General features: G+C 46.6%; 23 protein-coding genes. All 23 read left to right on the plus strand.

Annotation, left to right across the window (positions count from 1 at the left end; genetic code table 11):
- The first annotated feature begins 186 nt into the window (after window positions 1-186).
- The 23 genes from dpsA (at window position 187) to rny (ending at window position 24888) form a co-directional block, all read left to right on the plus strand.
- A complete protein-coding gene (gene dpsA, locus AC2TF5_RS09935; RefSeq protein WP_491302004.1) occupies window positions 187-1083 on the plus strand; it encodes a dipicolinate synthase subunit DpsA in 897 nt (298 codons plus the stop codon).
- Window positions 1084-1680, plus strand: coding sequence for a dipicolinate synthase subunit B (locus AC2TF5_RS09940; protein WP_491302005.1), 597 nt, complete (start codon window positions 1084-1086; stop codon window positions 1678-1680).
- A gap of 53 nt (window positions 1681-1733) precedes the next feature.
- Complete coding sequence (locus tag AC2TF5_RS09945) at window positions 1734-2780, plus strand: aspartate-semialdehyde dehydrogenase (RefSeq protein ID WP_491302006.1); 1047 nt, start codon at window positions 1734-1736, stop codon at window positions 2778-2780.
- Between the two features lie 65 nt (window positions 2781-2845).
- The gene (gene dapG, locus AC2TF5_RS09950) at window positions 2846-4060 is read left to right on the plus strand and encodes an aspartate kinase (protein ID WP_491302007.1); all 1215 of its coding nucleotides are present in this window, start codon (window positions 2846-2848) and stop codon (window positions 4058-4060) included.
- Between the two features lie 47 nt (window positions 4061-4107).
- Window positions 4108-4989 carry a 4-hydroxy-tetrahydrodipicolinate synthase gene (gene dapA, locus AC2TF5_RS09955; RefSeq protein ID WP_491302008.1) on the plus strand — a complete coding sequence of 294 codons (882 nt, stop codon included), beginning with the start codon at window positions 4108-4110 and terminating at the stop codon, window positions 4987-4989.
- A gap of 253 nt (window positions 4990-5242) precedes the next feature.
- Window positions 5243-6922 (plus strand): ribonuclease J, encoded by a 1680-nt coding sequence (locus AC2TF5_RS09960; protein WP_491302009.1) that lies wholly within the window; start codon window positions 5243-5245, stop codon window positions 6920-6922.
- 205 nt (window positions 6923-7127) lie between these two features.
- Window positions 7128-7892, plus strand: a complete 765-nt coding sequence (locus tag AC2TF5_RS09965; protein WP_491302010.1) for a ClpP family protease — start codon at window positions 7128-7130, stop codon at window positions 7890-7892.
- The gene (locus AC2TF5_RS09970; RefSeq protein WP_491302011.1) at window positions 7889-8125 is read left to right on the plus strand and encodes a YlzJ-like family protein; all 237 of its coding nucleotides are present in this window, start codon (window positions 7889-7891) and stop codon (window positions 8123-8125) included. Before AC2TF5_RS09965 ends, AC2TF5_RS09970 begins: the two co-directional genes overlap by 4 nt.
- Before the next feature lie 53 nt (window positions 8126-8178).
- Entirely contained in the window at window positions 8179-10839 is a 2661-nt protein-coding gene (locus tag AC2TF5_RS09975; RefSeq protein WP_491302012.1) for an FtsK/SpoIIIE family DNA translocase, read from the plus strand.
- Between the two features lie 322 nt (window positions 10840-11161).
- On the plus strand, window positions 11162-11968 hold the full coding sequence (sleB, locus tag AC2TF5_RS09980) for a spore cortex-lytic enzyme (RefSeq protein WP_491302013.1): 807 nt from the start codon (window positions 11162-11164) through the stop codon (window positions 11966-11968).
- A 120-nt stretch (window positions 11969-12088) separates the two neighbouring features.
- Complete coding sequence (yfmF, locus tag AC2TF5_RS09985) at window positions 12089-13372, plus strand: EF-P 5-aminopentanol modification-associated protein YfmF (RefSeq protein ID WP_491302014.1); 1284 nt, start codon at window positions 12089-12091, stop codon at window positions 13370-13372.
- Window positions 13373-13375: 3 nt separating this feature from the next.
- Complete coding sequence (gene yfmH, locus AC2TF5_RS09990) at window positions 13376-14659, plus strand: EF-P 5-aminopentanol modification-associated protein YfmH (RefSeq protein ID WP_491302015.1); 1284 nt, start codon at window positions 13376-13378, stop codon at window positions 14657-14659.
- Window positions 14656-15426: an elongation factor P 5-aminopentanone reductase gene (gene ymfI, locus AC2TF5_RS09995; protein ID WP_491302016.1), complete on the plus strand. Its 771-nt coding sequence runs from the start codon at window positions 14656-14658 to the stop codon at window positions 15424-15426. Before yfmH ends, ymfI begins: the two co-directional genes overlap by 4 nt.
- A gap of 117 nt (window positions 15427-15543) precedes the next feature.
- Window positions 15544-15798, plus strand: coding sequence for a DUF3243 domain-containing protein (locus AC2TF5_RS10000; RefSeq protein WP_241929717.1), 255 nt, complete (start codon window positions 15544-15546; stop codon window positions 15796-15798).
- Window positions 15799-15976: 178 nt separating this feature from the next.
- A complete protein-coding gene (locus AC2TF5_RS10005) occupies window positions 15977-16744 on the plus strand; it encodes a DUF3388 domain-containing protein (RefSeq protein ID WP_491302017.1) in 768 nt (255 codons plus the stop codon).
- Between the two features lie 33 nt (window positions 16745-16777).
- On the plus strand, window positions 16778-17728 hold the full coding sequence (locus AC2TF5_RS10010) for a helix-turn-helix domain-containing protein (RefSeq protein ID WP_491302018.1): 951 nt from the start codon (window positions 16778-16780) through the stop codon (window positions 17726-17728).
- An 83-nt stretch (window positions 17729-17811) separates the two neighbouring features.
- Window positions 17812-17985, plus strand: coding sequence for a hypothetical protein (locus AC2TF5_RS10015; RefSeq protein ID WP_491302019.1), 174 nt, complete (start codon window positions 17812-17814; stop codon window positions 17983-17985).
- 135 nt (window positions 17986-18120) lie between these two features.
- Complete coding sequence (locus tag AC2TF5_RS10020; protein WP_491302020.1) at window positions 18121-18612, plus strand: YajQ family cyclic di-GMP-binding protein; 492 nt, start codon at window positions 18121-18123, stop codon at window positions 18610-18612.
- 201 nt (window positions 18613-18813) lie between these two features.
- Window positions 18814-19401: a CDP-diacylglycerol--glycerol-3-phosphate 3-phosphatidyltransferase gene (pgsA, locus tag AC2TF5_RS10025; protein WP_491302021.1), complete on the plus strand. Its 588-nt coding sequence runs from the start codon at window positions 18814-18816 to the stop codon at window positions 19399-19401.
- A 103-nt stretch (window positions 19402-19504) separates the two neighbouring features.
- Window positions 19505-20767 carry a competence/damage-inducible protein A gene (locus AC2TF5_RS10030; RefSeq protein WP_491302022.1) on the plus strand — a complete coding sequence of 421 codons (1263 nt, stop codon included), beginning with the start codon at window positions 19505-19507 and terminating at the stop codon, window positions 20765-20767.
- Window positions 20768-21003: 236 nt separating this feature from the next.
- Window positions 21004-22065 carry a recombinase RecA gene (gene recA / locus AC2TF5_RS10035; RefSeq protein WP_491302023.1) on the plus strand — a complete coding sequence of 354 codons (1062 nt, stop codon included), beginning with the start codon at window positions 21004-21006 and terminating at the stop codon, window positions 22063-22065.
- 183 nt (window positions 22066-22248) lie between these two features.
- Window positions 22249-22989, plus strand: a complete 741-nt coding sequence (locus AC2TF5_RS10040; protein ID WP_491302851.1) for a regulatory protein RecX — start codon at window positions 22249-22251, stop codon at window positions 22987-22989.
- A gap of 357 nt (window positions 22990-23346) precedes the next feature.
- On the plus strand, window positions 23347-24888 hold the full coding sequence (rny, locus tag AC2TF5_RS10045) for a ribonuclease Y (RefSeq protein WP_208918946.1): 1542 nt from the start codon (window positions 23347-23349) through the stop codon (window positions 24886-24888).
- Window positions 24889-24971 lie beyond the last annotated feature (83 nt).

Below are 24971 nucleotides of genomic sequence, written 5' to 3' on the forward strand. Positions count from 1 at the left end.
CACACTTTTAGTTTGAAGTTATAATGGTTTATTCTATAGGACCGTTCCGGAACTTCCGGAACGGTTTTTTTGTATGTTCTTTGATCGATTAACATATTGGCGAAGTTTCAAGACTGCTCCGCTCACCTATGTTTAGGCTACCGCATAAGATGGTCTATACTTGGTTGGGAAAGGAGCGAGCCTTGCATGCTGACAGGAGTCCGTACCGTCTTTATTGGCGGAGACGCACGGCAGATTGAGGTTATTCGAAAATGTGCCGAGATGGATGCCGCTGTATCGATTGCCGGCTTTGACAAATTGCAGGATTCCTTCCAGGGAGTAGCCCGAGAGCCACTTACGGCTGAGCTGCTGTCGGGGGCTGATGTCCTGGTGCTGCCCGTCGTTGGCTGTGATGATGAGGGCCGGATCGGCGCACTGTACGCGGAAGGGCCTTTAAAGCTGGAAGAGGAACACATCCAGGCAATGCCGAAACACGGAGTAGTTTATACGGGCATGGCTAAGAGCTACTTGAGGGCTCTGTGCGAAAAAAATAACATCAAGCTGGTTGAGCTGTTGGAGCGTGATGATGTAGCGATTTATAACTCTATTCCAACTGCGGAAGGCGCACTGATGATGGCCATTCAAAATACAGATTTTACGATACATGGATCGACCAGTATGGTGTTAGGTATGGGACGGACTGGATTTACAATGGCTAGGAGTTTGCAGGGATTAGGCGCCAAAATCAAAATGGGTGTCCGCAAAAGCGATCATTTCGCTAGAGCAGAGGAAATGGGCTGGAAGCCATTTTCAATTAAGGATCTGGGTGCTCAAGTGTCAGATATTGACCTGCTATTTAATACGATTCCAACGATGATTGTCACAGCACAGATTATATCCAAGATGCCCCGTGAGGCTGTAATAATCGATCTCGCCTCTGCACCTGGCGGATGTGATTTCCGTTATGCCGAGAAAAGAGGCATTAAAGCTATGCTTGCACCTGGACTACCCGGAATCGTAGCTCCAAAAACAGCCGGTATTATTATGGCCAACACGTTAGTGGAGTTGATTTCAGAGGAAATCAAGATTCGGGGGGATGCGTAAATGAATTGGAATGGTAAAACGGTAGGTTATGCTTTGACGGGATCACACTGTACGCTGGAAGAAGTTATGCCGCAAATTAAACGCTTCAAAGACGGCGGTGCAAATGTGGTGCCGATCGTATCAGGAACGATCATGACGACGGATACCCGATTCGGCACATCGGAAAATTGGCAGAAACAGTTGAAAGATATAACGGGTAATGATATTATTTCTACAATTGTTGAGGCGGAACCATTAGGCCCTTCCAAGCTTCTGGACGTTCTGGTCATCGCACCTTGCACAGGAAATTCGACAAGCAAGCTAGCTAACGCCATGACGGATACCCCTGTCTTGATGGCAGCCAAAGCGCAAATGAGAAACTGCCGGCCGCTTGTGCTGGCTATTTCGACGAACGATGGACTTGGATTGAATGCTGCAAATATCGCAAAACTGCTGGTTACGAAAAATATTTATTTTGTTCCTTTCGGACAGGATAATCCACAGCAGAAACCGAATTCGCTTGTTGCCAGAATGGAACTTATTCCGGAAACCTGTTATGCAGCCCTTGAGGGGAAACAGCTGCAGCCTATGATCATTGAACGGTTTCATTCAGCATAAAGTTTAGAATCAGTAGCAGAGACAGTTTAAATCATGAAGGGGAGACATACCAGATGAGCGAGCAAAAGTTTAATGTGGCCGTCGTTGGAGCGACCGGAGCGGTTGGAGAACAGATATTAGGACTTTTAGAGAAGCGGGATTTTCCGATTGCTGAACTGAAGCTTCTGTCCTCTGCTAGATCCGCAGGGAAGGTCGTTAAATTCAAAGGTCATGATGTTACAGTACAAGAGGCAACCCCCGACAGTTTTGCAGGCGTTGACATTGCATTGTTCAGCGCAGGTGGAGATGTTAGTAAAGAACTGGCCCCACACGCTGTACGTCATGGAGCTGTATGCATCGATAACACGAACGCTTTCCGCATGGACCCGGACAAAGTTCTGGTCGTACCGGAAGTAAATGCGGAGAAGATTGATGAACATAATGGTATTATCGCTAATCCTAACTGTTCTACGATTCAAATGGTAGCTGCGCTGAAGCCGCTGCATGATGCTTTTGGTATATCCCGCATCATAGTTTCCACCTATCAGGCTGTATCAGGTGCAGGTAATCAGGCGATTCAGGAAATGCTGCGCCAGAGTATGGAAGTGCTGGCAGGAAACGATGTTCAACCGGACATTCTGCCGGTCGGATCGCTTCCGGTGAAACATCAGATCGCGTTTAACGCTATTCCGCAGATCGATAAATTTGCGGATAACGGATATACATTGGAAGAAATGAAAATGGTCCGTGAGACCAAAAAAATAATGGGCGACGAATCCATTGAAGTTACGGCTACCTGCGTTCGCATTCCGGTTGTACATGGTCATTCAGAGTCTGTGTATGTTGAATTCAAGAATGACTACGAGCTGGAAGAGATAAAGACGCTGCTTGAAGCCGCTCCGGGTGTTACACTCGTTGACGATCCCGCTTCACAGGCATATCCCCTTGCAACGGATGCAGCAGGCAAACCGGACGTATTTGTCGGACGCTTGCGCCGTGATCTAGGACATAACCGCGGCCTGAATATGTGGATCGTCTCGGATAACCTGCTAAAAGGCGCGGCTTGGAATGCTGTGCAAATTGCCGAAATCATCGTTTCCAAACGAAACGGCCAGGCTTAAAGCTGGCCGTTTCAGTCCATCGGCGCCTTGTTTGGTTCTCCGGCATAAACAACGGAGGAATACACATGCGTATTCTGGTTCAAAAATTCGGAGGCACTTCGTTATCCTCGCCACAGGCGAGAACTCATGTCATTGAACATATTCGCCGTGAGCTTGCCAGGCAGTATCGGCTGGTCGTGGTCGTGTCGGCGATGGGGCGTCGAGGAGAACCCTATGCAACGGATACACTTCTAGATTGGAGTGAGCAGAACGGTAACGGCCTTCCACTCCGGGAAAAAGACTTGCTGCTCTGCTGTGGTGAGATCATATCGGCAGCAACGCTGTGCAGTCTTCTTCAGCATGAGGGGATTACAGCGACTGTGCTTACAGGTGCTCAAGCTGGATTTATCACAGATAATCAGTTCGGCAACGCGCGAATATTGGATGTGAGACCGGATCGGGTTCGAGCAGAACTGGAGAATGTCCAGGTAGTCATTGTGACCGGATTTCAGGGACAGACAGAGTCCGGTGATTTTACGACACTTGGACGGGGTGGCAGTGACACATCAGCCACGGCGTTGGGCGCTTCGCTACGGGCAGAAATGGTCGATATTTATACAGACGTGAACGGTATTTTGACAGCCGATCCTAGAATTGTTGAGGATGCCAGATCGCTAAGCCATGTGAGCTATACAGAAATTTGTAATATGGCACATCAAGGAGCAAAAGTCATTCATCCGCGCGCGGTCGAAATTGCAATGCAATCGCTCATCCCTGTTCGAGTCCGTTCAACCTTTACGGATAGTGAGGGAACACTTGTTACGCAACCAGACGGCTTTCATGATGTGCAGATGGGAATCATTGACCGGTTTGTTACCGGTGTGGCTTATGTTAACAACGTTACACAGATTTCTGTAGATTGTGACCGTACGGAAGGTCTTCAGTTAAAAGTGTTTAAAACAATGGCTGAAAACTCGATAAGCGTTGACTTTATTAACGTTACTCCTACAGGTGTTCTATATACTGTATTTGATAGTGATTCGGAGAAAGCGATCTCGGCTTTACAGGGATTGAACCTGAAACCGAGGAGCCTTTCAGGCTGTGCTAAAGTTTCTGTGATCGGGGGAGGCATTAACGGTGTTCCCGGGATCATGGCCAGAATCGTGGAAGCTCTCAGCGAGCATGATATTCCAATTCTCCAATCTGCAGATTCAAATACAACGATATGGGTCCTTGTAAAAAAAGAGGATATGGTTCAGGCGCTTCGGGCGCTTCATAGTAAATTTGAGCTTCACCGTTGAAATTTGTCGATTACTCGGCTTTGCCGAAATAGATAGGAGGAAACATTGTGGATTTCGGAAGATTGATTACGGCCATGGTTACCCCTTTTGATGCAAATGGTGAGATCAATTGGGACGAGACTGCAAGGCTGATCGATTATTTAATTGTAGATCAGAAGTCTGATTCCCTTGTGGTTGCAGGAACTACAGGAGAATCCCCAACGTTAAGCGAGGATGAGAAGCTGAAGTTATTCCAGTTTGTTGTTAAGCATGTGGCTGGAAGAAGCAAAGTCATCGCAGGAACGGGAAGTAATGATACAGCTCACTCCATAGAACTAACCCAAAAAGCAGAGCAATGCGGTGTCGACGGAATTCTTCTCGTGGCGCCTTATTACAACAAACCGAATCAGGAAGGTCTGTATCGGCATTTCGAAGCTATTGCGAAATCAACCTCGCTTCCGATCATGTTGTATAATGTGCCAGGGCGGACAGGAATCAGCTTAAGTACTGCAACAACACTGAGTCTTGCTGAAATACCTAACATTGTGGCGACTAAGGAGTGTGCCTCCTTGGATCAGGTAACCCAGATTGTTGCGGGGGCACCTGAACAGTTTATCGTATATTCAGGCGATGATTCCGCTGCTCTTCCGGCGCTTTCGGTAGGTGCATACGGGATTGTAAGCGTGGCAAGTCATGTGGCTGGCTCCGTGATGAAGGATATGATTGATGCCTATACCCAAGGTCAAGTGCAAGAAGCGGCCAAACTACATCAGAAGTTGTTCCCACTATACAAAGGATTGTTCGAATGCCCGGATCCGCTCCCGAATCCGTCTGCTGTTAAATATGCTCTTGAAGTGAAAGGATACAAGGTAGGTGGAGTCCGCTTGCCGTTGATTTCCCCGAGCGAGAGCGAGTCTGTATATATCCAAAAATTGCTCGAAGACTTGTAATTCAAACGGTTACGAAGACAAATAATATGTATTTATCTCATAAATCCCGAAAAATCGCCTTTTTTACACAAGAAGGCGGTTTTTCTTTTATAAAACGCCGCTTTATAGGGGTATCCTATGCCTTACTGGGTGGGTGACTTGTGTTTTCACTTTTTCTTCATGTATAATGAATTCAAGTGACTGGGTGCGGTATATTTTTGAAATTTAATATAACATTGGTGGACGTCCAAAACTATAGGAGGGTTAGATTCATTTGTCTAAAAAAATAAATAACGATAAACTATCGATTTTCGCCTTGGGTGGCGTCGGTGAAATCGGGAAGAACATGTATGTCGTTCAGTATGCCAATGACATCGTTGTCGTGGATGCGGGCTTGAAGTTCCCGGAAGAGGACATGCTTGGAATCGATATTGTTATTCCTGATATTTCCTATCTGACTGAAAATCGTGATAAAGTGAGAGGTATTTTGCTGACTCACGGCCACGAAGACCATATTGGCGGATTGCCGTACGTGCTGAAACATCTGAATGTTCCAGTATATGGAACAAAGCTGACGCTGGGCCTGGTAGAGAACAAGCTGAAGGAAGCGAATTTGCTGGGCGAAACGAAGCGAATTCTCATTCATGCTGATTCTGAAATCCAGCTTGGCAGCACGCTCAAAGCTACTTTTTTCAAAACAAATCACAGTATTCCGGATTCCGTCGGGATTTGTATCGACACACCGGAAGGCTGCGTAGTTCATACCGGTGACTTTAAATTCGATCATACTCCAGTGAATGATCAGTATGCCGATTTGCAGCGTATGGCTGAAATCGGAAGCAAAGGTGTTCTGGCACTGCTGTCAGACAGCACGAATGCAGAGAAACCGGGTTTTACTCCATCTGAGAAAAACGTTGGTATCGTGCTTGAGGATATTTTCCGTAAGGCGGATCAGCGTGTTGTTGTTGCAACATTCGCATCGAATGTTCACCGAATTCAACAGGTGATGAACGCGGCTGAATCGACAGGTCGTAAAGTGACCGTTATCGGTCGCAGTATGGTGAATGTTGTTTCCATCGCTTCCGACTTGGGATACCTTCACATTCCAGACGGAATGCTAATTGAACCAGAGGAAGTTAACAAGATGGCTGCCGATCGTGTGGTTGTACTGTGTACTGGCAGTCAAGGCGAGCCGATGTCTGCATTGACACGCATGGCCCGTTCGACACATCGTAAAGTGGATATTTTACCTGGTGATACCGTTATTATTGCAGCAACACCTGTACCAGGTAATGAAAAATATGTGGGACGCACGATTGATGAGCTGTTCCGTCTCGGTGCAGATGTTATTTATAGCGGTTCCAATTCCGGTGTTCACGTATCTGGACACGGAAGTCAAGAAGAACTTAAACTTATGCTGAACCTGATGAGACCGAAATATTTCATACCTGTTCATGGTGAATTCCGTATGCAACGTCGTCATGCGTTGCTTGCTGAATCCGTAGGCGTTGATCCTGATAATATTTTCATTACGGATCTGGGTGAGATTGTTGAGATTCAAGGCGGCTCTGCACGTAAAGCCGGTAAAGTGACAGCTGGCAACGTACTGATCGACGGACTGGGTGTTGGCGATGTTGGCAACATTGTGCTCCGTGACCGTAAGCTGCTTTCTCAAGATGGTATTTTGGTTGTAGTTGTTACTCTTAGCAAACAAAACGGATCCATTGTATCCGGTCCAGATATTATTTCCCGTGGTTTCGTATATGTGCGTGAATCAGAAGGTTTGCTGGAAGAGAGCAACCGAATCGTTTCGAGTACATTGCAGAAGCTAATGAGTGAAAATGTTAATGAATGGGCTTCACTTAAAACAAGTGTGAAAGACGCGTTGGGACGTTTCCTTTACGAACAAACACGCCGCAGACCGATGATTCTTCCGATCATTATGGAAGTCTAATCTTTTACAAACTAACAGAATAATCAGGCACACAGTCGCCCCTTTCGCAGGTAATATTGGACGGTTTCCTCGAAAGGGGCTTTTTATATTGTGTGAATTACTCCAAAATGTGACGAGGGTGTTCTGCAAAGGCATAATTCGGTCTATATGTTTGCCATACTACACTATAGTGCAACATGACTATGATATAAGGCAGGGTGTAAATATGGAAAACAACTCAAACGATAGAAGATCAGCATTTGGAGAAGAGACGGAACTTCCGGCAATCCCATCGGAAGACAATAAAAAACCGACAGTCATCGATACAATCCAGCAGTTGGGGCAAACCAGTGTGCCCGCAGGCGGTGAGTCCAATATTTTTTGTATGACAATAATCGGTCAGATTGAAGGACATATCGTACTGCCGCCGCAAAATAAGACGACCAAATACGAGCATATCATTCCGCAATTGGTTGCTGCAGAGCAAAATCCACGGATTGAAGGCCTGCTCATTATTTTGAATACGGTTGGGGGAGACGTCGAAGCGGGTCTTGCTATCGCAGAGATGATAGCCTCGCTAACGAAACCGACCGTCACTGTTGTCATTGGAGGGGGTCACAGCATCGGTGTACCGATTGCAGTAGCTTCGAGTCATTCTTTCATCGCTGAAAGTGCAACGATGACGATTCATCCGATCCGGATGAGCGGGCTGGTTATAGGGGTACCGCAGACTTTTGAATATATGGAGAAAATGCAGGAGCGTGTCGTCCGTTTTGTGACATCCCATTCCAGAATCACTGAGGAACAATTCAAAGATTTGATGTTTAAAACGGGTGAGTTGAACCGGGATATCGGTACAGCCGTGGCAGGTACAGACGCTGTGAAATACGGATTAATGAATGAAGTGGGCGGAATCGGACAGGCTTTGGCCAGATTGAACGGGATGATTGGAGAACGGAAAAATGTTAGTGCAGGAGGTATTACCCAATGACGCTATACACCGTGATGCCGCAAGAAGTAATCTGGATGGAAGAAACTCAGCTTCATCAACCGGCTCAAACGATGGAACTCCAAATTGGCAGCAAGCTTTTGCAGGTCGAACTGCTGAGTGACAACAAGGCAAAAATATTACGCTTGCTAAATTGTGAGCTTGGGGATTATTTAGATCCGCTTTATGCTCCTGGCAGTACCATTTCGTTCGTTCCTGTCATTGGAACAAAATAGGGCTAAAGTCTGAAAACAGAACATAGGTACGCCACCGGAATATATGTTATAATATGGCTTCGGGGGTGACACTTTTGGCAAAACGCAAGCGAAAGAAAAGGGCTGTATTTGCCTCAGTCCTAAAGTATGAAATATATGGAATAATACTGATGACACTCTCGGTGATTGCTTTATCTGGAGAGGCACCGGTAGGACGCTCCTTATCTAAGATGTCAGGATACGTGCTGGGTAAATACTATTTTGTAATCCCCCTGATCGGAATTTATTACGGATTAATGGTGATGATTCACCGGAAATGGCCCAAGCGCTGGAACAGCCGTAGAACAGGGGTGCTTCTGCTAGTCCTATCCCTGACACTGATGAGCAGTATTAGTGGATTGGAGCCGAAGCTGGCCCCGATTGGGCAACTGAACTCGGGTAATGTACTTACCCAGATACATAGCGATTTACAAGGTGAGCTTTTACATGGTAAAACGGACGGAAACCATCCGGTGATGGGAAAGGATATTAGCGGAGGCTATGCAGGTGCATTGCAGTTTTCTCTCCTGCTTATGTTTTTTGGTGGCATTGGTGCCCGTCTTATTATGATTGTCATGCTGTTCATTAGCTTCATGCTGATCACAAATCTGTCGTATGTGGATCTTATGCGTATGCTTCGTACTCGCTTAGTTAATGCAAGTGCGCATATACAGAAGAAAATGCAGGGACGCCAGACCAAGGCTAAAGCTTCAGCTTCGAAGGCTGAACGAAAGAAACCGCAGAGTCTTCCGGTGTATGAGGATGAAGATGATGACAGTGATGACCTGGATGATGTTGATATGTCGTTGTCCAGACGAAAATCGCCGCTATTGTTCCAACTATTTGGTAACAAGGGGTCTAAATCTAAGAATAAGGTAGAAGAAGAGGCTCAGGACAGTGTTATGAATTCGGGCAAGGGCGGTCCAGTTGCCACGGAAGTAGCGGGCTTGCCTGGCATCGATCCGGTAAAAGATCACTCATTCGATTACGATATGCCAGGGGAAGCGAGTATACAATCACCGGCTCCGACCTCACCCATTATTCGGGATTTCTTCGAGCAGGTTAAACATGAAGGTGTAGTGGAGGAAGAGGAACCGGATGAAATGGACTCTTCACATTTCCAAGAGACCGCTACGGATGCTGTACCCGATAGCGCTGGAGAGATGGAACCGGGAATGGCAGAACATGCCTCGAAGCCCGTTTCGGGACAAACTTCTGAAGGAGAGGAGGGCCAAGAGAGCACTCCTATTACACCGCCACCGCCTCCACCGAAACCTTATAAGCTTCCTCCGTTCCGTCTGCTCTCCAAGCCTAATAATGGCGGTAAGCCGGGAGATCAGAATGACTACATGCAGACGGCCCGTAAGCTAGAAGCTACTCTTGAAAGCTTCGGCGTCCGTGCTAAAGTGCTGGAGGTTGTCCGTGGCCCATCTGTAACCCGGTATGAGATTCAGCCGGATATCGGAGTGAAGGTCAGCCGGATTGTAAGTTTAACGGATGACATTGCGCTTGCTCTCGCAGCCAAGGATATCCGTATGGAGGCACCGATACCAGGCAAATCAGCAATTGGTATCGAGGTACCGAACAATGAGGTGTCTATAGTAACGATGCGGGAAGTAATGGAGACGCCGATGTTCCAGGATGCACAGTCCAAGCTGTCCATTGCTTTCGGACGTGACATTTCTGGACAGACGATTGTCGGGAATCTTGCCCGGATGCCCCATCTGCTCGTAGCCGGTGCCACAGGCTCCGGTAAGTCGGTATGTATTAACGGGATTATCACTAGCATTCTATATAAAGCCAAGCCGGATGAAGTGAAATTTCTAATGGTCGACCCCAAAATGGTCGAGTTAAATGTGTACAACGGAATTCCTCATCTGATGGCTCCAGTGGTAACCGATCCTAAACGGGCTTCACTGGCCCTCAAGAAGATCGTGGTTGAAATGGAAAAACGCTATGAGTTGTTTTCCAAATCGGGTACACGAAATATCGAAGGCTATAACAACCTGATGAAAGATAATCCGTCAGCGGTATTGCCTTACATTGTCGTTATCGTGGACGAGCTCGCCGATCTGATGATGGTCGCAGCACATGATGTGGAGGAGGCGATAACCCGTCTCGCTCAAATGGCGCGTGCAGCGGGTATCCATCTGATTATTGCCACTCAGCGTCCTTCTGTAGACGTCATTACAGGTGTCATCAAGGCGAATATACCTTCCCGGATCGCGTTCGGTGTATCGTCACAGGTCGATTCCAGAACGATTCTGGATATGGCGGGAGCAGAAAAACTGCTTGGCCGCGGTGATATGCTGTTCATGCCAATGGGTTCATCCAAGCCCGTTCGGGTTCAAGGCGCATTTATGAGTGATCAGGAAGTGGAGAATATTGTAGGCTTTGTCCGGGATCAAGGGCAGGCGGAATACGATGAGTCTCTTGTTCCTGAAATAGATGAATCCTCAACCTCCGATGATGAGGTGTTGGATGAACTGTATGATCAGGCTGTAAATATTATTTTGGAAGCGAAGCAGGCATCGGTATCTTTGTTGCAGCGACGTATGCGTGTTGGGTACACCCGTGCTGCACGGTTGATCGATTCAATGGAAGCCAGAGGGGTTATCGGTCCTTACGAGGGCAGTAAGCCACGGGAGGTTCTCATGTCGATGGAGCAGTATCAGCAGAGTCGAGTCAGTTCATAACTATAATTAGGGGGTGTCCCAAAGGTCTATTGACCTGGGATGCCCCCTTTGTCTGTTGTAAGACGCTGTTGATAGCAATGATCAGAGGAACAGCTTACATAAATCCTTGGGTATAACTGGTATTTGTTTAGTAGGTGATAGCACAATTTTAATTACATTTTAGAAACGGGTTTTGCCTTGGAGAGGGAGAAACCGTTTCTTTTTTGCATTGTGTGAGTGACAGATCTACTTCCTCTTGAAAGGTCGTGCATAGGAAACAGGCATGCTTGTCATAATAACTTTAGCGATCCTGTTAAATCACAAGAGAAAGGTAGAGCGCAGCATGAAAAACGCAAAGATTTGGCTACTTATCGGTGCCGTGGTGTTGATAACGGCGTCTATTTTCTCCCAGGCAAAGGTCACATCCAAAACCGAACGTACTCCGCTCACACAGGAAGCCGTGCCGACTTTTAGCCAGGCTATTCTGAAATTCGGTTCTACCGGTGAGGATGTATATGAGCTACAAGGACGACTGAAGTATCTAGGGTTTTATCACGGTAAGATTGATAGTGTTTTTGGCTCTAAGACGCGAGGTTCTGTCAAATGGTTTCAATCCGAATTCGGTATGAAAGTCGACGGTATTGTTGGTCCAAAGGTAAAACTCCGGTTGTATAATGCTACGAAAGACTGGCGTCCAACAGAGCCTAAACTTCATGAAAACTGGGCTGCTAATAAGGGTAACACAGGCAAAAAGAAAGAGAGAGCCAATCTTTCTTCTGCCAACCCGATGGGATTGTCAGACAATGATTTGAAGATTATGGCAAATGCTGTTTATGGAGAAGCCCGCGGTGAACCGTTTGAAGGACAGGTTGCAGTTGCTGCTGTCATTCTTAACCGTGTCAAATCGCCGAGCTTTCCAAACACGCCATCAGGCGTTATTTTCCAGCCTCGAGCATTCACAGCTGTAGCTGACGGACAAATCTGGCTGGAGCCGAACGAAACTGCCAAAAAAGCGGTTCTTCAGGCCTTGAACGGCTGGGATCCTTCGGGAGGATGTCTCTATTACTTTAACCCGAAGACGGCTACTTCTGCGTGGATCTGGACCCGTCCTCAAGTGAAAACCATAGGACAGCATATTTTCTGTATGTAATGTCGCAGGGAGCAATCGAGGGTTTGTCTTCGGTTGCTTCTTCACTTTGTGATGGGTTAGAATGGAACTAAATTACATCTTTGTGCACCATCAATATATGTGGTAAGGGAGTTTTGGACCTTGACGACGAAAACGGGATTTGAACACGGCACGGCTGGCGGTATCCGGATTCATGTGCTGCCGACCCGCCGCTTCAAAACATTCGCAATTTCGCTGTATGCGGGAAGTCCACTGGATGAGAACACAGTGACAACAACGGCGCTGACACCGTTTGTGCTGCGGAGAGGTACGGTTTCCTATCCGGAGACCCGGGCCTTCCGTGAGCGGCTTGAACAACTGTATGGAGCAGGTTTCGGATTTGATGTTTATAAACGCGGAGATCACCAGATTGTTCATTTTCGAATGGACACAATCAACGATTCCTTTGTTCAGAGTCCAGAGAGCCTTTTGAAATCGTCTTTTGCTTTTTTGGGCGAAGCTCTAACTGCACCAACTCTTGAAAACGGAGTATTTCGTACATCTTATGTTCAGACGGAGCGGGACACTGTACGTAAAAAGCTGGAAAGCATTGTGAATGACAAAATCCGCTATGCGGCCGAGCGTTGTATTGAGGTTATGTGCAGAAATGAGCCTTACCGGCTTCATCCTCTGGGTCAGCGTAAGGACCTGGACGGTATTACGGCGGAAAGTCTGTATGGAGCCTACAGTAAATGGCTAAACGAAGCCGTATTTGATCTTTACGTTGTCGGAGATACGTCCATCGACGAAGTGAAAAAGCTTGTCGAAGAGCATTTTGCTATGGGTCGCTCTAGTACGGCAGAATATACGGCCTCCGTTGTTCGTTCGGACTCTTCCGAACCACAGACGGTTGTCGAGAAGCTTGATATTAATCAGGGTAAGCTGAATCTTGGTCTACGCAGCAAAATTACGTATAGCGATAAAGATTACGCAGCAGCCTTGATGTACAATGGAATTCTGGGTGGATACCCTCATTCCAAGCTGTTTGTGAATGTCCGGGAGAAGGAAAGTTTGGCGTATTACGCATCATCCCGTTATGACGGCCACAAAGGCATCGCGACGATTCAATCAGGTATCGAAATCCAGAATTACGAAAAAGCGGTTGATATTATTCGGAAACAGTTAGACGATATGGCCTCAGGTGTCATATCGGACATTGAAATGACACAGACCAAGGCTATGATTCGGAATGTGATTAAGGAAATGCAGGATTCAGCCTTTGAGTTAATTGCCTATGATTTTAACCGTCAGCTGTCCGGTAAGGAGCGTACTGCGGAGGAACTTCTGGAGCAGGTGGGTAATATTTCCACAGAAGACGTTACACGTGCCGCATCTGCATTTTCGCTGGATACGATTTATTTCCTGAAAGGTCAAAAGGAGGAATAGACGGTGCAAAGCATTCATTATGAGAACCTGCAGGAAACGTTGTATTATGAAGTGCTGGATAATGGACTGCACGTGTATGTGCTGCCAAAGCCTGGGTTCCAAAAAACATACGCAACGTTTGCCACAAAATACGGCTCAGTAGACAATCATTTTCGCGTAGAGGGCGAGTCGGAAGTCAGAGTTCCTGACGGCATTGCCCACTTTCTTGAGCATAAAATGTTTGAAGAGCCCGAAGGCGACATTTTCGCTAAATTTGCGTCGAACGGAGCCTCAGCGAACGCGTTTACAAGCTTTGATCAGACGGTATACCTGTTCTCTGCAACAGAGAACATTATGGCGAATCTGGAGACACTGATTGACTTTGTTCAGAACCCTTATTTTACAGATCAGAACGTAGAGAAGGAAAAAGGGATCATCGGACAGGAAATCAATATGTACCAAGACAATCCAGACTGGCGCGTCTATTTCGGGTTGATCGAAGCGATGTATAAAGTGCACCCGGTGCATATTGACATTGCGGGAACCGTCAAGTCGATTGGAACGATTACGAAAGAAGACTTATACACGTGTTACAATGCCTTTTATCATCCAAGCAATATGCTGCTGTTTGTTGTCGGTGGTGTGAGTCCAGAAGAGACCATCTCAATGGTGAAGGCCAATCAGGCTGGAAAAAATTACGAGAAGCAGGGGAGCATTGAGCGTCTATTCGATCAGGAGCCGCTAGAAGTTGCGCAGAAACGTAAGGTGAGCCGGCTCGCGGTTTCTTTGCCAAAATGTCTGTTCGGCTTCAAGGAGAAGAGTAGTGGTCTTGCGGGTGAAGATCAGCTTCGTCTTGATCTGACAACCAAGTTGATGCTGGATCTGCTGTTTGGCTCAAGCACAGAGCTGTATCAGAAACTTTATGACGAGGATCTGATTTCGGACAATTTTTCCCATGAATTCAATAGCTCGCCTCAGTACGCTTTCTCTGCTGCAGGCGGTGACACGAAAGATCCTGAGCAGCTTCTTCAGCGTATTCGTGAGGAAGTGGAACGCTTGAAGGAAAACGGATTTAATCAGTCTGACTTTGAACGGGCCCGGAAAAAGAAAATGGGCGGTTACCTGCGCATGCTTAATTCCCCAGAGAACATCGCGCATGAATTTACAAGATACCAGTTCAGAGGGAGCAATCTGTTCTCGATTCTGCCGGTATATGAGTCCATTTCACTGGAGGATGTTAACCGCAGACTGCAGGAACATGTGGATTGGAATCAGCTTTCTGTTTCCCTTGTTGTTAGTCCGGAATGAACAATCTTAAGGGAGAGGTTCAGAAACCGATTGGGGAAATGACGGTATTGATCACAGGGGCCAGCAGAGGCATTGGAGCGGCGATAGCTGAGCGTTTTGCTGCTGTCGGCATGAATATCATTATTCACTACATGAGTTCTCATGAGGCCGCTAACGAGGTTGCACGCCGCTGTATGAGCCATGGATCAAAGGTATTGACGGTTTCTGCAGATCTGAAGGATAAGGATCAGATTTTGCGGATGCAAGAGAAGCTGCAGAGTCATGGCATGGAGCCTGATATTTTGGTCAACAACGCGGGGATTTCACACTATGGCCTGCTGTCGGATGTGACAGAAGAAGAGTGGGATACAGTTATGTCAGTCAACCTGAAAGGTGCATTCTTATGCACACAAGCCTTTATGGGGAGGATGGTTTCACAGCGTTTCGGGCGGATCATCAATGTATCCTCAGTATGGGGACTTTCCGGTGCTTCATGTGAGGTGTTATATTCCACGAGCAAGGGAGGACTTAATGCGTTCACAAAAGCGCTGGCAAAGGAACTGGCTCCTTCCGGTGTGACAGTCAATGCGGTTGCTCCGGGTGCGGTGGATACGTCCATGCTCGGTCATTTGGAGGCTGATGAAATTCGTATGCTGGAGGAAGAAATTCCGGCGGGACGCCTTGCGCAGCCGGATGAAATCTCTTCGCTTGTTTACTTCTTGGCTTTGCCGGAGTCCGGTTACATTACGGGTCAGGTCATCAGTCCAAACGGCGGATGGGTGACCTGAGGCAGTTGTATTAATCATGATGGTGCATTTCTCCACTTATAGCGGGGGGAGTCCGGGGACATATTATTATTGTTCATTTTAAATCTCAATTGCCAACAAGCAGAGGAGGATTTAATCATGTCATCCGTACTCAAGAATTTCGATTCATGGAAAAAATTCCTTGGTGAGCGTATCGTTCAAGCCGAGAAAGCGGGAATGAACGAAGATACCATTTCCCAGCTCGCTTTTGAAATCGGCGATTTCCTTGATGAGAAAGTCGATCCTCAAAACTCCTCCAACCGTGCTCTGAAAGAACTTTGGGATGTAGGTAATGAGGAAGAGCGCCGCACGATTGCCCGTCTCATGGTCAAACTGGCTAAAAGCAACGCATAGTTGGAGCAGCCCCCTAAACAGGGGGCTTTTTATTCGAAAGTTGCAGAGTTATCCTTGCCTTTCATTTTCATTTTATATATCATTAACGTGACCCATTTTTTTTAACCTTTTTCGGCATGTCCATAATTGGTATAAAATGTCGAAAGTTAATGGGATAGAAGTTCGATGAGGTGTCTTTGTGGAATCTAAACAATGGTATATGGAGTATAAGATACATAAGAACCGTCCAGGTTTGCTCGGTGATATTGCTTCTATGCTCGGTATGATGGAAGTGAACATTCTGACGATCAACGGTGTTGAAGGTCAGACGAGAGGTATGCTGCTCGAAACAGATGATGAAGAGAAAATTGTATTAATGGGTAAAATGTTAAATAAAGTCGAAAATATAACGGTGACGGCTTTAAGACCGCCTAAACTAGTTGATATTTTGGCTGTCCGTCATGGCCGTTACATCAATCGCGACTCTGACGATAAGAAAACGTTTCGCTTTACCCGTGACGAACTTGGTTTACTTGTTGATTTTTTAGGTGAATTGTTCAAAAGAGAAGGAAATCAGGTTATTGGTCTTCGGGGAATGCCGCGCGTTGGCAAGACAGAATCGATTATTGCCGGCAGCGTATGTGCTATGAAAAGGTGGACGTTTGTTTCCTCGACGCTGTTGAGACAAACGATTCGTAGTCAGCTATCCGAGGATGAAATGAATCCCTCCAATGTGTTTATTATTGACGGAATTGTAAGCACCATTCGTTCCAACGAGAAGCACTACCAGCTTCTTCAGGATATTATGTCGATGGAGAGCACCAAAGTGATTGAGCATCCCGATATTTTTGTGCGGGAATCGGAATATTCTTATGATGATTTTGATATTTTGATTGAATTGCGAAACAATCCGGGTGAAGAAATCGTTTATGATACATTCACCGGTTCATACAGTGACGATCTGTAAATGACCGCAGAAATTCCAAGAGGAGGTGATGGCATGTCCGATTTGGGACAACAATTGAGGGAGGCACGTCTTCAAAAAGGGATGAGCCTTGATGATGTGCAAGAAATGACAAAAATACGCAAGCGATACTTAGAAGCCATCGAGGCAGGGGACTATAAAGTTCTCCCAGGCAGCTTTTATGTTCGGGCATTCATCAAAACCTATGCGGAAGCGGTAGGTTTAAATCCGGATGAACTGCTCGAGGGCCACAAACAGGATGTGCCCAAGCCGCAGCCGGAAGCAACAATGGAGCCAGTTATTCAGAAGCGCGCCGCACGAGCGTCTTCCGATCGGAATATGAGCTGGCTTCCAACAGTATTGATGTGGACATTTCCTATATTGATTATCGCTGTTATTTATCTATATGCGGTTAAGTCTAATAATTCCGCACCGGGCGACGCAACTCCACCGACAACACAGAATGATCCGGCTGATCAAGGCGGGGGAGATCAGACTCCTACACCGAGTCCTGAAGGCGCTCAGGGCGAGGGTGGTACTGATGAAGGAAATGTAACCGATCCAGGAACTGAAACAGGCGAGGAAGAGACAGAGCCTGAAGAAAAACCGGCCGAAGAGCAACCTGGTCAGGTCACCGTGACGGAAGATCGTAAATCAGGCAAAAATACCATCTTTAAAGTGGCTGCACCAGCTGGAACGCCTGTGAAAGTAGAAATAAAAGCAACGGGACAGAGCTGGGTTGAGATTTACCGTGGTTATAACTCGACTGGTGAAAAATTATCGTTTGGCATGATGAATGCTGGAGATACGGTAAGCTTTGATATGGACAGTCAAGGTATGTACGTCAAGTCAGGGTATTCCCCAGCAACGACTATTACGGTAGGTGGACAGACCGTAACTGACGGTAAATCGTCTTCGCGTATGATGTTTGAGCCGGTTGATTCGGGATCGAACAGCAGTGATAGCACCGAAACAGAGGGAGAATAGTCTTTCCTTTCTCGGGAGAAATTAATAGCGGTATGCGGAATTCGCATACCGCTATTTTCACATTCCTGAGGAGGTGGGGTCAGATGACAGCCAGTTGGATTGTAATTGGACTGGGCATGATTGTAGGCCTTTTGGGATATTATCTAATTCCACATAATTGGGGGTACGGTATTCTCGGTTTCGGGCTTGCCCATATTATCCTGGGTGTTCTTGATATGTTCCGTCAACCTGCAAAAAACAACAGCGAGAGCAATTAGTGCCCGTAGGCTTCGTTTTCTCCTTAAGGTGAAGACGAGGTCTTTTTGCATCAATTGCATTACGGTGGATTAGACTTCCACCTCAGTTATACCCTATAATAGAATGGACATATAGTTCGAAAGGAAGGAATAACCATGAGTTCTGAAAGTTCATTTGATATCGTGTCCAAGATGGACATGCAGGAATTGAGCAACGCGATCAACCAGGCGGAGCGTGAGATCGAGACCCGCTTCGACTTTAAAGACAGCAAAAGCAGCCTGAAGCTCGATAAAGACGCGCTTGTCATCGCATCTGAGGACGAATACAAGTTGAATGCGGTTATCGATATTTTACAATCCAAAATGGTGAAACGGGGATTATCCCTGAAGAATGTGGATTACGGTAAAATTGAACCTGCCTCACTCGGTACCGTTAGACAGCGTCTATCGCTCAAGCAGGGCATTGATCAGGAGAACTCGAAAAAGATCAATATCCTGATCCGTGATTCGAAGCTGAAGGTAAAGAGCCAGATACAAGGAGATCAGATTCGAGTTACAGGTAAAAGCAAGAATGATCTTCAGGCGGTTATGCAGCTGCTCCGCAAAGCGGACCTTCCGCTGGACCTACAGTTCACCAACCTGAAATAAGCCTAGGCCTCCCTTCGTGTGCGAGGAGGAGGTTTTTCTTTTTTTTGACATGGACCAGCCTTAATATTATACTGAAAATCGATATTACAGGAGTTCGGAGAAGATTACGTGGTGGATGAATGCAAGCAATGTCATCCGCTTAACATTTTGTACATAAAATTAGATTAGAAACTCTCAACCCCAATATAGGGAGGTTGCTTCATGAATTTACCGAATCGCATAACGTTGGCCCGGATTTTCCTAATACCCATAATGATGATTTTTTTGCTGGTTGACTTCAGTTTTTACCCGGATCCGATCGTATGGAACGGTTTTAAGCTGCCATACAACCAGCTCATCGCTGGGCTGATCTTTATACTGGCGGCCAGCACGGATGGAATTGATGGTTATCTGGCGCGTAAGAACAATATGGTAACCAATCTCGGCAAACTTTTGGATCCGCTGGCAGATAAACTGCTTGTGGCTGCTGTTCTCATCTCATTGGTTGAGATGGGAAAGGTGGAGTCCTGGATCGTGGTCGTGATTATCAGCCGTGAATTTGCTGTGACCGGATTGCGTCAAATTGCCCTTCTTGACGGAGCTGTTGTAGCCGCAGGGAACTCGGGCAAGATAAAGACGGTGATTCAGATCGTGGCTATTGTGGCATTGATGATTAACAACTTTCCGTTTGTGTTCTTTGGAATTCCGTTTGATCAGATTGCAATTTGGGCGGCAGCATTGATTACGATCTATTCCGGTGCAGAATATTTTGTGAAAAACAAACACCTTCTCAGGGGTACTGGGGCATAATAGCAATAGGAGAAATCCTATTGCTTTTTTCTTCCATTTTCACATAGATCAGGGTAGGGGTAATAAAATCAATAGAGAGTTATAAACAGGAGGTTGTCGTGGTATGAAAGCTGAAATTGTTGCGGTCGGGACCGAATTGCTGCTCGGCCAAATTGTTAATACAAATGCACAATACTTATCCAAACAATTGGCGGGTATGGGGATTGATGTGTACTACCAGACCGTTGTTGGTGACAACATAGAGCGCATAAAAGAAACGTTGAAGCTTTCCTGCAGCCGTGCCGATATCATCGTACTGACAGGAGGCCTTGGACCGACACAGGATGATATTACGAAGGATGCTTTGGCGGAATTCATTGGTACTTCACTACATATTGATCGGATGGCCATGGATAGCATTGACCGATTTTTCATGGACCGTGGTAAGGAAATGACAGAGAACAACAAGCGTCAGGCACTGGCTATTGATGGGGGAACACCGCTACCGAATGAAACTGGACTTGCCGTTGGTAATGCCGTTACGCATGAAGGAACTCATTATATCGTACTTCCGGGACCACCGCGAGAGCTGATGCCTATGTTTGAGCAGCAGGCCATGCCATGGCTCATGCAGCATGTACTTACGAATGAGTTGCCACTCTACTCCAAAATGCTTAAATTTGCGGGGATCGGCGAATCTGCGCTAGATGACCGTCTTTCGGATTTGATCAGTGCCCAGACCGATCCAACTATAGCGCTATATGCAAAAGAAGGAGAAGTGACGGTTCGAATTTCTACAAAGGCTCCCAGCGAGGGAGAGGCTATGGAGAAGCTGAATGAGCTTGAAGAACAGATAAGAAGCATCGTGCCTGAACATATGTATGCGAGTGAAGATGTTCCGATTGAACAAGTAATTGTTGATATGATGGCTGATCGGGGCTGGACACTCAGCGCTGCGGAAAGCTGTACGGGCGGTCTTGTTATGGAGACCCTCACATCCATTCCTGGCAGCGCGACGATGCTGCTTGGCGGAATCGTCTGCTATACGAACCAGATCAAGCATAAGCTGATCAATGTGCCGCAACAACTGCTTGATGGCGAAGATGCTCCGGGTGCTGTTTCACCTGAAGTTGCCGAGGTTCTTGCCGAGCAGATCCGGATGGTGACAGACAGTGACTTCGGTTTGTCGGTGACAGGTGTCGCAGGTCCAGGGCATGCCGAGCGCAAGCCAGTAGGGCTTGTGTATATCGGGTTGTCTGAACGGGGCAAGAAGACTGAAGTTCATGAGCTTCACTTGAAAGGAAACAGAGAGATGGTGCGGATCCGCGCGACCAAGGCACTATTATATCGTTTATGGCGCAGACTTACGGCAGTAGAGTTCCAGTAAAAAATTAACAACAGACTTGAATCAAAAGTTTGCTGGAAGTATAATTGGTATACGGAAGAACCGTGGCATATCAGATGATGTGGCCGCGGTTTTTGCTATTTTGGGAGCTGCCGCGGTTGAAGCCGAGGGAGGGAGCGTCCAACAAAAAAAACGAATGTATGTTCGAAAAAAGGCTTGGCAAACGTGTAAAAACAAGGTATTATATTACTATCAACAGTTGAAGGGTTGTGGAAGAATTGTCAGATCGTCGTGCTGCGCTGGATATGGCGCTTCGTCAGATAGAGAAACAGTTCGGTAAAGGTTCAATTATGAAGTTGGGTGAATCAACCCACATGCAAGTGGAAATTGTGCCAAGCGGATCGTTGGCATTGGATATAGCATTAGGAACAGGCGGTCTGCCTAAAGGTCGGATCATTGAAGTCTATGGACCGGAATCATCCGGTAAGACAACGGTGGCACTTCATGCTATAGCTGAAGTTCAAAAAGCGGGTGGACAAGCTGCATTTATCGATGCCGAGCATGCTTTGGACCCGTCATACGCCAACAAATTAGGTGTCAACATTGACGAGCTTCTGTTGTCCCAGCCGGATACGGGAGAACAGGCTCTAGAAATCGCCGAAGCACTTGTTCGCAGTGGTGCTGTCGACATTATTGTTATTGACTCGGTAGCAGCGCTCGTTCCGAAAGCGGAGATCGAAGGTGACATGGGTGACTCTCACGTGGGTCTGCAAGCCCGTCTGATGTCACAAGCTCTTCGTAAATTGTCTGGAGCAATTAGCAAATCGAAGACAATTGCGGTTTTCATTAACCAACTTCGTGAGAAGGTCGGTGTGATGTTCGGTAACCCGGAAACGACACCAGGGGGCCGTGCATTGAAGTTTTACTCTACAGTTCGTCTTGATGTCCGTCGTATTGAGAGCATCAAGATGGGCAATGACATTGTGGGTAACCGCACACGTGTTAAAGTTGTAAAGAATAAAGTTGCTCCTCCGTTTAAGCAGGCTGAGATCGATATTATGTATGGTGAAGGCATTTCGAAAGAAGGAAGCCTGATTGATATCGGTACGGAACTTGATATTGTAGATAAGAGCGGCGCATGGTATTCCTTCACTGGAGAGCGTTTGGGACAGGGCCGTGAGAATGCGAAGCAATTCCTGAAGGAACATCCGGAGATTGCAGACGTTATCGAGAACAAAATCCGGGAAGCTAGCAATCTGACTACAAATGTGCCTGTTCAAAGCGAAAGTGACAAGGCAAAGGAAGAGTTGGAAGAGAAAGAATTGTTTAAAGCAGAATAGTTCACCGTATATTTGCGGTGTCTGAAAGACCGCCGGTGCATAATACATCACCGAGCGGTCTTCTTGAGTATATGAATTTATTTGTTTTAAGAATTTTGTATTTCAAGAAGAGCGCTTGCTGTCTGTATAGTGCGGACGGCAAGCGCTTCTACTTGTTTACTGCGGAAGAGTAGGGGGGAAATGATGGAAGCGGAATACAATCACGAGCCAGTACCGCAAGAAGAATTGAACGGTGTCTCTCATTTTCCGAATGGTGAGGATTTGATGATCACCTCTGTGGAAATGCTGCGAAAGCCCAAGCACCGATATCTAATTACCTTTGGTCGATACAGCATGTCGGTACATGAAGATGTCATGATCAAATACCGGATGATGAAGGGGAGTATATTCCGGAAGGAAGAGCTGGAGGAGATCGTTGTTGCAGATGAGCGGCAGCAGGCTTATGTTGAAGCACTGAGATTTTTGGAACGGAAACCTCGAACGGCTCAGGAGATTGCACAGCGTCTTAACCAAAAGGGAATGACAGCTGACGGTATAGAGAAAACGATTATTCGACTCCAGCAGGAACGTTTAGTTGATGATGAATTATATGCCAAACAGTGGGCAGAGCAGCGGATCACAAGGCAAAAGAAAGGGCGGATGTGGGTCAGGCAGGAACTCCGTCAGAAAGGGATACAAACTGAACTCATTGCCGATGCTTTGAATGAAGTGAGCGAAGAGGATGAATTCCAGAGCGCTTATACTGTGGGACAGAAGAAATGGTACCAGATTAAAGGAGATGCCCTGGAGCGCAAGCGTAAGACGGGAGCTTTCTTGATGCGCCGTGGTTTTACGGGCGAACAGGTACGCAAAGTTATTAACAAATTGATTGCGGAGGACCGTGAAGCGGAAGAGTGTCTTGAAGAGCCTGAAGCGTTTAATTGACAAATATTGCTTATTAGGGCTCTAAAGTGCTGTTTTTGGATGATCATGGTCATTAATCAAGTGCTTTCCCTTGACAATTTCTTTTCTTAAATACTAAAATGAAAATGAATCTTTATCATTTATAGGTGCCTTTTTCCTTCCAAAAAAGTTACTTTTATGAAAGATTCGATTCATGAGACGCCAATTCATAGTGAAATGTAATCTGTCGGTATCGGCGGGCTATGCGTATGTTACACCATACGCAATGTTGACGGCAGAATAAGCTGCCGGAATTTTATGTATGAATGAAGCTAGAGTGACATGACAATTGAACATTCCCAAGGAATGCCTTGGAGGAACCAACGAGGAGGTGAACAGATGGAAACCCTGATCTGGATCATAATCGTTCTCGTTGTAGCCGCTATATTCTTTGGGTTCGGTTATTTTATTCGCAAATCCCTTGCAGAAGCTAAAATTTCCAGCGCAGAACATGCCGCCATTCAGATCGTTGAGAACGCTAAGAAGGAAGCGGAAGCGCTGAAGAAAGAAACGGTACTCGAAGCTAAGGATGAAGTCCACAAAATTCGGGCCGAGGCTGAAAAAGACACTCGCGAACGTCGGAATGAAATTCAACGACAGGAACGCAGATTGTTGCAAAAGGAAGAATCGCTGGATAAAAAATTGGAATCTTTGGAACGAAAAGAAGAACAAGTGGCGAACAAAGAGAAACGAATTGAAGAAACCCAGCAGCAGATTGATTTGATTTACAAAAACCAGGTGACAGAATTGGAGCGAATTTCCAATCTGACCATGGAAGATGCCAGAAGCATCATTTTGAGCAACGTAGAGCAGGAAGTTCGCCACGAAACCGCGCAGATGATCAAAGAACTAGAGCAGCAGGCTAAGGAAGAGGCAGACAAGAAGTCGCGTGAAATTATCACGCTTGCCATCCAACGCTGTGCAGCTGATCATGTAGCGGAAACTACGGTTTCCGTCGTGACACTGCCGAACGAAGAAATGAAGGGCCGGATTATCGGCCGTGAAGGCCGTAACATCCGTGCACTTGAAACCCTTACAGGGATTGACCTCATTATCGATGATACACCGGAAGCGGTTATACTATCGGGCTTCGATCCGATTCGCCGTGAAATTGCTCGTACAGCTTTGGAGAAATTGGTGGCGGACGGTCGGATTCATCCGGCTCGTATCGAAGAGATGGTAGAGAAGTCCCGCAAGGAAGTGGATGAACGGATTCGCGAGTATGGAGAGCAGGCAACCTTTGAGGTTGGTGTGCATGGTTTGCATCCGGACCTGATCAAGATTCTGGGCCGCTTGAAATTCCGTACAAGCTATGGACAAAATGTGCTGAAACATTCCATGGAAGTGGCTTACTTGACCGGTCTTATGGCTGGAGAGCTTGGCGAAGACATCACATTGGCGAAACGTGCCGGGTTGTTGCATGACATCGGTAAAGCGCTGGATCACGAAGTGGAAGGGTCGCACGTTGAAATCGGCGTGGAGCTGGCGAAGAAATACAAAGAACATCCGGTGGTTATCAACAGCATTGCTTCCCACCACGGCGATTGCGAAGCGACCTCCGTTATCGCTATGCTTGTCGGTGCAGCTGACGCATTGTCTGCGGCAAGACCGGGAGCACGTAGAGAAACACTGGAGACTTACATTAAGCGTCTCGAGAAATTGGAAGCTATCACCGAATCGTTTGAAGGTGTTGAGAAATCGTATGCCATTCAAGCCGGACGTGAAGTCCGTGTCATGGTACAGCCAGATAAGATCGATGATGCTGAAGCTTTCCGCTTGGCACGTGACATTACGAAGACGATTGAGAATGAACTGGATTACCCTGGTCATATCAAGGTCACCGTCATCCGTGAAACTCGAGCGGTTGATTACGCGAAATAAAGTTCCAGATAAAAAAGTGGCCGCTTCCCGGCCACTTTTTATCTTTCATACCGAAATTTTTACGATTAGAGGAGTTGATTGGC

The sequence above is a fragment of the Paenibacillus sp. JNUCC 34 genome, from assembly GCF_058269055.1.